Annotated in this window: 9 protein-coding genes and 2 pseudogenes; 8 read left to right on the forward strand and 3 right to left on the reverse strand. The window is 35.3% G+C overall.

Annotated elements, in window-relative coordinates; translation table 11 throughout:
* The 3 genes and pseudogenes from FAY33_RS18635 to FAY33_RS18640 form a co-directional block, all read right to left on the reverse strand.
* Positions 1 to 388, reverse strand: a 388-nt coding sequence (locus FAY33_RS18635; protein WP_243126843.1) for a transposase, incomplete at its 3' end; no start/stop codon positions are given.
* Positions 389 to 508: 120 nt separating this feature from the next.
* Positions 509 to 822: pseudogene (locus tag FAY33_RS20005) on the reverse strand (IS3 family transposase); the annotation flags it as partial.
* Positions 823 to 948: 126 nt separating this feature from the next.
* Positions 949 to 1253, reverse strand: a pseudogene (locus FAY33_RS18640) (transposase); the annotation flags it as partial.
* Positions 1254 to 1855: 602 nt separating this feature from the next.
* On the opposite strand from FAY33_RS18640, the gene FAY33_RS18645 reads away from it, so the two are divergent.
* The 8 genes from FAY33_RS18645 to FAY33_RS18685 all read left to right on the forward strand — a co-directional run bounded on the left by FAY33_RS18645 (position 1856) and on the right by FAY33_RS18685 (position 8549).
* Positions 1856 to 3907: a serine hydrolase domain-containing protein gene (locus tag FAY33_RS18645; RefSeq protein ID WP_143322884.1), complete on the forward strand. Its 2052-nt coding sequence runs from the start codon at positions 1856 to 1858 to the stop codon at positions 3905 to 3907.
* A gap of 511 nt (positions 3908 to 4418) precedes the next feature.
* Positions 4419 to 4892, forward strand: a complete 474-nt coding sequence (locus tag FAY33_RS18650) for a MarR family transcriptional regulator (RefSeq protein WP_143322885.1) — start codon at positions 4419 to 4421, stop codon at positions 4890 to 4892.
* A 64-nt stretch (positions 4893 to 4956) separates the two neighbouring features.
* Positions 4957 to 5202, forward strand: coding sequence for a hypothetical protein (locus FAY33_RS18655; protein ID WP_143322891.1), 246 nt, complete (start codon positions 4957 to 4959; stop codon positions 5200 to 5202).
* A 61-nt stretch (positions 5203 to 5263) separates the two neighbouring features.
* On the forward strand, positions 5264 to 5677 hold the full coding sequence (locus FAY33_RS18660; RefSeq protein ID WP_143322894.1) for a metal-dependent transcriptional regulator: 414 nt from the start codon (positions 5264 to 5266) through the stop codon (positions 5675 to 5677).
* A gap of 229 nt (positions 5678 to 5906) precedes the next feature.
* Positions 5907 to 6770, forward strand: a complete 864-nt coding sequence (locus FAY33_RS18670; RefSeq protein WP_143322899.1) for a phosphotransferase — start codon at positions 5907 to 5909, stop codon at positions 6768 to 6770.
* Positions 6771 to 7089: 319 nt separating this feature from the next.
* Positions 7090 to 7575 carry a DUF2268 domain-containing putative Zn-dependent protease gene (locus FAY33_RS18675; protein WP_347562723.1) on the forward strand — a complete coding sequence of 162 codons (486 nt, stop codon included), beginning with the start codon at positions 7090 to 7092 and terminating at the stop codon, positions 7573 to 7575.
* Complete coding sequence (locus FAY33_RS18680; RefSeq protein ID WP_143322901.1) at positions 7568 to 8341, forward strand: MerR family transcriptional regulator; 774 nt, start codon at positions 7568 to 7570, stop codon at positions 8339 to 8341. Before FAY33_RS18675 ends, FAY33_RS18680 begins: the two co-directional genes overlap by 8 nt.
* A 7-nt stretch (positions 8342 to 8348) precedes the next feature.
* Positions 8349 to 8549: a hypothetical protein gene (locus FAY33_RS18685; protein ID WP_143322904.1), complete on the forward strand. Its 201-nt coding sequence runs from the start codon at positions 8349 to 8351 to the stop codon at positions 8547 to 8549.
* The last annotated feature ends 61 nt before the right edge of the window (positions 8550 to 8610 follow it).

The raw sequence follows: 8610 nt of genomic DNA on the forward strand, positions 1-8610 counted from the left end.
CTTTGGCATACATAGATATAATCTTTTCCTCCATGTCCTGGGTAACCGTATTTTGATACTTTTTAATAACCTGGGGTTCAAAATCTCCATTTCGGTCACGTGGAATTGCCACCTCCATATCACCATAAGAGGTATGCATGGTTTTGGAAGAATGTCCGTTTCTGCTATTATCGGTATCCTTATTCCGATAATCATACTTTGAATAACCTAATTCTTCATCCAGTTCCTCGACCAGAACACCTTCCAGCAGTACAGACATCATATCTCTCATAACAGAGTTGACGTCGGTACCATTCTTGACTTGAACATCATTGTTTTTTAGATATTCTTTCATTATTTTTCTCATAGCCTGTTTTTGTGGTGATTCGTCACGCATTCTCTTTGACATTATAAAACCTCCAAACTGTTGTAATCATCTTACATCAGTTTAGAGGTTTACACAATCTTTGGGATACTCTCGTAACAGAACACTAGGGGTTAACATTTCTATCTTTTAAATCAAATTTTATTTTCTGGTACCGTAATTATTGGGACTCAATTTAAATATATCAACGATATCTGCTGTTAGCTCAGATTCATCTGGTTTTGTTTTTGCTTCATAATAATAGATACTTCTTGGAATTTGTAGGACTTTACACATTGCTGACACAGAGTATTTGTGAAGATTCCCTTTGATCACATTCTAAGATCAGCGCTGCTTGCTTTCGTATGTCATTCTCCATTTTAAAATGTTTGTTACGTTTTCCGTTATTATATAATTGTACTACTTGGTTCTTGAATTCGTCCATATAGGGTACGGCGAGGACGTTTTTCAACAGTCATAGGCTTAACTCCTTTTAATTTATAATTTATTTAACAAGCGCTTATAATAACTGTCCACTTAATTATAGACCATCCATTCGTATATTTATGAACGGTTGGTGCACATAAATATATATTTTTGTGTTCTAAGAATACACGCATACTTCTGTATCCGTCTACCCCTTCATACACATGATAAATATTTTGTATTACAGTAAGGATTTTTTCATTTCTTCCAATTCTTTTCTGAGTCGAAGGTTTTCCTTCATATAATCGTAATCTTCTTTGGCTTCTTTATTTGTTTGGTCTTCGTTACGAAATTGATTTACCCAGATGGAGATACTGGATTTGGATACGCTGTATTCATCTTGTAAACTTTTTAAGGTACGACCTTCTTCTAAATGGAGATGGACGATTTTCTTTTCAAACTCTGCTTCATAATAATGCGTCATTATACATTCCTCTTTTCCTAATATGATTATATCTTATTAGGTTGAGGTGTTACGTTATTATTTTGTGACAACACCTTGAGCATTTACATCATACAATTACTTTTTAGTTAGCCTATTTTTAAGCAAAGTCGAGGTTGGAACATCTGCGCATACACACTAAATTCTTTTTCTAAAACAAAAAAGGCGAAAATCCCAGCACACATTATTATAATTTCATATTCATTACCTAAGAAAAACAAACTTTTGAGCGGCGATATTTTGAACGAAAGAAATTTGTAAGATTTATTCAAGAGTTTTGAAAATGCAAAAAGCTACAATAATATCAATCATACAGAGAAAGGATTGGTCTTATGTCTTATATTACCAGAACGAATCAACTTACAAAAGCATTTAATAGCAAGGTAGTAGTGAATAATGGAAATATTAATGTGAAGTAACGTGAAATCCCCAAAGCAGAAAAATTCAAATCTTTGGAGCGAGACACCGGGTATTCCTGCAATGTAATGAAATCCTGCTAAAGCTATATATTAGACAGGAAGCAGTGCTTAAGAATTGCACTATTTAGAAAATAACCAGTAAATTGATAGGAATGAGAGGATAAAATGAAAAGAAAAATTTTAATTATTTTGATAGCCATTATAATAATAACATCACTAATTTGTGTTCTATATACACAAAGAAAACAAAATCGGTTACCAAGTGCACAGTTACAGAGTACGGCAAATGAAATAGCAGATACATTGGTATCCCAATACGATGTAGCGAGCGTACAATATGCGCTTATTGACAATAGTAAATTTATATTATCTGGAAGTAAAAGTGGATCTGATGGAGAGACAATTACAAAGGACACCATGTATGGAATTGGTTCAGTCAGTAAAATGTATGTATCCGCTGCCTCAATGATGCTTGTGGATCGGGGGCTGCTGGATCTGGATGAGCCTCTTGTAACGTATATACCGGAATTTGAAATGGCTGATCAGCGGTATAAACAGATTACCCCCAGAATGCTGTTGAATCACTCATCAGGAATTAGTGGCACCAGTTTTGGGAATACTTTTTTATTTGATGATTTTAATACTGAAATTCATAAAGATGTACTTGCCAGTCTTCAAACTCAGAATTTGAAAGCAGATCCTGGTGAAATTGCAGTTTATTGCAACGATGGTTTTACGCTGCTTGAAATATTAGTGGAGCGGTTAAGCGGTATGACTTTTACAGAATTTATCAACCAAAATATAAGTCAGCCCTTAGAACTTAAAAGTACGAAAACCCCTCTGGATGAGTTTGACCGAACAGATCTTGCCAAAACATATATGCCTATGTATAAGGAAGCATTACCGACCGATACGATAAGCGCCATTGGAGCAGGAGGCATATATTCAACCGCTGAAGAAATGTGTCGGTTTGGGGAAGTCTTAATGGGAAAAAATAGCCTGTTGTCTAAAAAATCAGCAAAGGCGATGCTGAATGAAGAATATAAAAACGGTATTTGGCCAGAAGTAGATGAGAACTTCATTTCCTACGGACTTGGCTGGGATAGTGTGCATATCTATCCGTTGGCAGGTTTTAATATTCAAGGAGCTTTTAAAGGTGGTGACACAAATTTATATCATTCTGCAATGATCGTGGTCCCTAAGCATAATATTGCTGTAGCTGTGAACTCTTCTGGCGGCTCATCTATTTATGATATTATGTTTGCCACACAGATTTTGCAGGAGTGGATGAAAGAGGAAGGCATTATAAAAGAAATACAACCAGATAAAACGTTTACCCCGCCTGTGAAAGTTGATATGCCAGCAGACATGCAGCAATACAATGGATTTTATACGGCTTCTTCCGGGGATTCGAAAACGATCGAGATTAAAGACGGAGAATTTCTTATGCCGTCATTACTTGGCGGGTTAGTCCCGGAGCAGAAGTTTGTTTATGTGGATGATAATCTTTTTAAGAGTGAAGATGGCAGTACTACAGTGAGTTTTGATCAACAGAAAAATGAAAATACCTATATGAAAGTTAGTGCTTATCTAACACTTCCTGGAGTTGGTCAAACCTACTTTGCGTTTTATGATTCTCAAAGAGTAAAATCAATTTCACTTGACACAGCAGTATCCCAAGCTTGGGAAAAACGGATAGGAAAAGACTATCTGATATTAACGGAAAAGCCAAGCTCTCAATATTTCCTTATTCCATTGTTACCAGGTAAATTGATGATAGACCTGGAAAATGGTTATGTTTCCGGAGCTAAAATTATTGATGAAAATAATGCTGTTAATATGGTGCAAATTCCTGTAATGAATGGAAGAGATACGACAGATTATAAATTTTTTAAAGAAAATAATATGGAGTATCTGCAAATGTATAATATGACCTTTGTCAATAAAGCAGATATTCCTCCGATGAATTCTGATGTAACAACTACGACAATACCGGAAAATGGATATGCCCGCTGGTATCAGATAAACGAGAACTCGGCTGATAAAATAGTAACAGTAAAAATGCCTCAAAATGCTGCTTTTGCAGTATACGATGAAAATAATACATGTATCAGTTGTTCAACTGTAAATGGTAACGGCCCAGTAAAACTACCGGCTAATGGTTATATTGGCTTTTTCGGAAATGCCTCGGATACATTTTCTATTATTTTGAGGTAATAAACTAAAAATAGTGGTGATTATTTCTCCCTGGTACACGGTATAAATCTTAAAGAAGTATCACATTTAGAGCAGAGAAAGTGGAGCATTCCATCAAGTATGCGGCTCTGAATGTGATACTTTTCAATTACGCCAGAACGTAATACACTCTGCGGTCAGGGACCACCAGTCTCACTTGGCATCTTTGTTTCTCGCCAAAACATGTGGATACTGTTGTGCTTCTACAACGAATAGATACGAAGAAATCCTTAGTTTCAGCTGCTTTTTAAAGCATACCGTCTTCTCAGGCCAGGCTGATAAAATCATAAATATGGTCAAAGAAACCATACCAATATTTCTATGGAGTGATAAAGAGTGTGAGAATAAAACAAAATAAAGAGCAATCTTGATTTTGTGATTTGCAAATAGCTTTACAATTGTTTTTGGCTTATTATGATTTGTTTGATTTCCATATTGAATTTTTATACAATAGTGACTTGACAAAAGCGTATGGCAACCATATACTATTGATATGGAAAAGATTAAAAAGAACAAACATAAAATTGCAGATGAATCCTTAGATTTGGCGTTTGCTTTAATAGAACTAGATAAAAAAACACGTTACTATGGGACGGATGTACCAATCTTTCACTCCGAAATCCATGTAATAAAAGCAATAGCTGAGCACCCAGGAATTCATGTAGGCGGTCTGGCAGATATTTTAGGAGTAACAAAAGGAGCGGTTTCCGAAATTCTTAAAAAGCTAGAGAGAAAGGCTTTAGTAAAAAAGGAGATTGATGAGTTAAATTTGTCTAGATATTCATTGAGTCTCACAGAAAAGGGAAAAAAAGCTCATAAAAATCATATGCACTACCATGACATTTTAAACGGCATGGTGGAAGAAGAATTGCAGAATGCGACTGAAAAGGAGCTGGAGTTTATGTTAAGCTTCTTTTCATCCATGATAAGCAGAATTGAAACATTCGATGAGAATATTGTTAAGTAAAAATTTTACACAAGCGTATGGTATCCATACGCATTTTTGAACAAATAAGTTAGGAGGAACTAACATGAGAAAGAAAAAGAAGGAACAACATATATTTGAGAACAGTGAGGCGGGCGAACAGCAATATTTGCAAAAACTTAAAGCTGATCAGAGCATGCTTCAAGCTTTTTTTGGCTCCTTTTCTCAATTTTACTGTGGGCCATTTTATTATTCATATGGTTACCCGATGTTTCCGCAAACAGATATGTTGGTCAGACAATCGGAAGATATCGAGAATGACAATTGCTTAAAAAGGAAAAAAGCCAAATAATTGTATCATAGCGTATGGTACCTATACACATTTAACTAAAGTTTAAAAGAGGTGGTTTGCTGTGCAACAAAATAGTTCTCAGTATTCGGAAACAAAACTTAGTCCTTCAAGGGAGGAATATTTAAAGGCTATATATAAGTTGTCTAAAAGAACTGACTTAGTACGTTCAATTGACATTGCTGTATATTTAGGAGTTTCAAAGCCTAGTGTCCATAGCGCGGTGACTACATTGCAGGAAGAAGGGTTGGTCATCAAACCTTTGGGCGGTGAAATTCGGCTTACTGAGGAGGGACGCAAAAAAGGAGAAATCATTACTGCTAAGTTCCACATTATAAGGCACTTTTTGAATTCGTGTTGCAATGTTAGTGAACTGACAGCAAGTGCGGATGCTTGTAAAATGGAGCATATTATCAGTGATGAGTCTATATTTGCTTTAAAAAAATATTTGGATTTAAAACACGGAGGTGCTCCTTGAAGATCAAACAGTAATCTTTCCGAAGTGATCGTCCAGAACACTAACATGAGTGGTGCCAGATTTACAGATGTAAACTTGTGCAATATGATAATTGGAGATGCAAGAATGGAGAGATATGTCACCTTATTATTAATACGATTTATGTTTGAGGTAGAAAAATAAAAATCAGGATGATATATTTATAGAAAATGTTTAAGTTGGTAAATTTAAAGTTATAGGGGGGATATCTATGCCGTTAGATATTAAAGAATATTGGGGAATTGAAGGAGATTTAGTTTCTACTACACCAACAACATGGGAAGTTGGTGGGTCGTATATTTTAAAGTTGGTAAAATCAGACAGCAATGCACAAAATAATATGAAGATGTCTGTGGCATTGCGTGCAGAAGGGGTTCCTGTTCCCCATATTGTGAAGTTAAAAGATGGTAGAGACTATGCAGTGTTGCAAGAAGGCTGCTATTTGTTAATGGAAAAGTTAGAAGGAAATCATATAAGAGAAGTATTTTGCCAGGATTATGAAGTTATTGCTTATGAAATAGGCAAGATTATTGCAAAAATTCACCGTGCATTTATGGCGCTAACTGATAAGGAAGAAGATCAGAATTCTTTTGATGCGGAACTGCGAGGATGGATTAACAATGGGCTTTCTACTAGCAGGTGCTTAACAAAAGATGAATGGTTGGAACCAATAGAAGAACTGTGCAGTATTTACCCACAACTACCAAGACAGCAAATTCATCGAGATTTACATTATGGTAATTTGTTATTTGAAGGAACAACTCTGACTGGTGTATTAGATTTTGATTTGGGCAAGAAAGATGCTCGTTTATTTGACATCGCATATTTCATTGCAGGGCAATTGTCAGGAGAAAAAGATTTGGCAGCGATAAAGGATAACTGGCTTGTTTTTGTAAGTCAATTCCTTAGGGGATATGAAAGTATTAGTATGCTAGAGGAATGTGAAAAAGAAGCACTGCCGCTTATGATGCAGTGTATTGAACTTTTATTTGTTGTTTTTTGGCAGAAGCAGAAGAATCAAGAGTTGGCGGAAGAAGCTATTAGAAATTTTAAATTTATTAAGAAGGTGTTGTAAAAGTGATGATAAGTATTGAATGTAGTAATATTTTCATCTTTATTATTCAAACTTAGAATTAAATCCATAAATTTTTTAAAGCTATTGACTCTATCGTTACGTCATAGTGTATAGTGGTAACTAGTAATTAAAGAAATGGAGTTAATAATATGGAAATCAAAAGTGTTCGTTCAGATGAAATCTACAAAAAGATTTTGATTGCACCTACAGATAAAAAGATGATATTTATCGGTACGAGTTAATGAAGCCCTTTGAATTTAAGTGGTCTTGCTACAATATTCCCTTGAAGGCCCAGCAAAAACAAGGATACGATGTGATTATGGCAAGCAGTTTGATTGGATATTTAACTCCAACAAAAATTGACGATACACAAAGGGAAAGCATCGAATTGCTTTCTTCAAATCAGTTTTGGGACGAATGTCAGAAGTCTATTGAGGATTCTATAAACTGTTTTGTGAATGAAGGACTGGCAGAAAATTTCGCTGTGCCAATCTATGGTGAAGATATGGTCGGTCCTTGGGTAAAGAAAACAGACTTGGATACGCTAAACGGTTATATAAAGCCTATTATCAAAGAGGGCCTTGAAGTAACGGGATTTGATAATTTGACAGCATATCTTTACGGTGATGAAATGGCAAATATGCGAGGCTTCTTTCCAGTAGGTCTGCCATACTGTGCCGGATATGCCTGCGGTTACCACATGATAAAACATTATTTGAAGAAAACGGGCAAAACCATTATTGAAGCTACCCTTACCCCTACAGAAGAAATTCTTAGAGAAATTGAGGATTTCTGGGATGAATAAAGAAGACTTAATGACAGTAAATGTCCTTGCAAAAATAACGGGTATAACCGTTCGTACTCTGCATTACTATGATCAAATAGGATTATTGTCGCCCTCCAGTGTTTCAAATGCAAAATACCGCTTTTACTCCAATGAAGATTTAGATAGGTTACAGCAAATCTTATTTTTTAAAGAAGTGGGTTTTAATCTCAAACAAATTAAATCTATCATGTCTGCGCCTGTTTATAGCAAAGAGGAAGCTCTAAAAAAGCACATTAAAATCCTTGTACTAAAAAGAAAACACATCGACGAGTTAATCCGGCTTATTGATAAAGCTTTGAAGGGAGAAAGTGAAATAAATTTTTCTGTATTCAATAAAGATAATATCATTGAATTACAAAAGGGATATCAGCAAGAAGTTTTGGAGCGATGGGGAAATACATCAGCCTATCAGCAGTACAAAAATAAAAGTGCCAGTATAGAAAAAAATAAAGAGTGGCAGCTAATAGACAGTACCGCGCGGAAAAATTTCGGAAAAATTTTTAAGTATATTAATGAAGCACCAGACAGTAAGGGGGTTCAGGCAGGTATTCATGAGTGGAGAGGTTTTCTTTCAGCAAATTACTTTGATTGCTCCATTGAAATGTTGCGGTATTTAGGCTTGTTGTATATTTCGGATGAACGCTTTTTAAATACCATTAACAGCTATGGAGATGAACGATTAGCGGATTTTGTAAACGAAGCAATTACAATTTATTGTGACAATAGTGCAAGCCATTTGCCATGAGGTTGTGATGGTTATTATAAGAATATATTACACCTTCTATGATAAATGTAAAATTATGGAAGGTCTTTTTATTGTGGCAAGAGAAGCAGAGTATACGAAAGACAAATTCCGTGAAGACACGGAAGTACAGACATATAAAAAAGTGTATTGGTTCAGAGTGAGTGAATCGGGCACCATGACTATAGAGAGTATCCCAAAGATTGTGTAAACCTCTAAACTGATGTAAGATGATTACAACAGTTTGGAGGTTTTATAATGTCAAAGAGAAT

This window comes from Clostridium sp. HBUAS56010, assembly GCF_007115105.1.
Classification (GTDB): domain Bacteria; phylum Bacillota; class Clostridia; order Lachnospirales; family Lachnospiraceae; genus Lacrimispora.

What these genes read in the sequence shown, in the direction of transcription:
- FAY33_RS18680 (WP_143322901.1), top strand. Translation starts at nt 7,568, where the DNA reads ATGAATAAAGAAGACTTAATGACAGTAAATGTCCTTGCAAAAATAACG.
- FAY33_RS18675 (WP_347562723.1), top strand. Translation starts at nt 7,090, where the DNA reads ATGGCAAGCAGTTTGATTGGATATTTAACTCCAACAAAAATTGACGAT.
- FAY33_RS18650 (WP_143322885.1), top strand. Translation starts at nt 4,419, where the DNA reads ATGGAAAAGATTAAAAAGAACAAACATAAAATTGCAGATGAATCCTTA.
- FAY33_RS18670 (WP_143322899.1), top strand. Translation starts at nt 5,907, where the DNA reads ATGCCGTTAGATATTAAAGAATATTGGGGAATTGAAGGAGATTTAGTT.
- FAY33_RS18685 (WP_143322904.1), top strand. Translation starts at nt 8,349, where the DNA reads ATGGTTATTATAAGAATATATTACACCTTCTATGATAAATGTAAAATT.
- FAY33_RS18655 (WP_143322891.1), top strand. Translation starts at nt 4,957, where the DNA reads ATGAGAAAGAAAAAGAAGGAACAACATATATTTGAGAACAGTGAGGCG.
- FAY33_RS18645 (WP_143322884.1), top strand. Translation starts at nt 1,856, where the DNA reads ATGAAAAGAAAAATTTTAATTATTTTGATAGCCATTATAATAATAACA.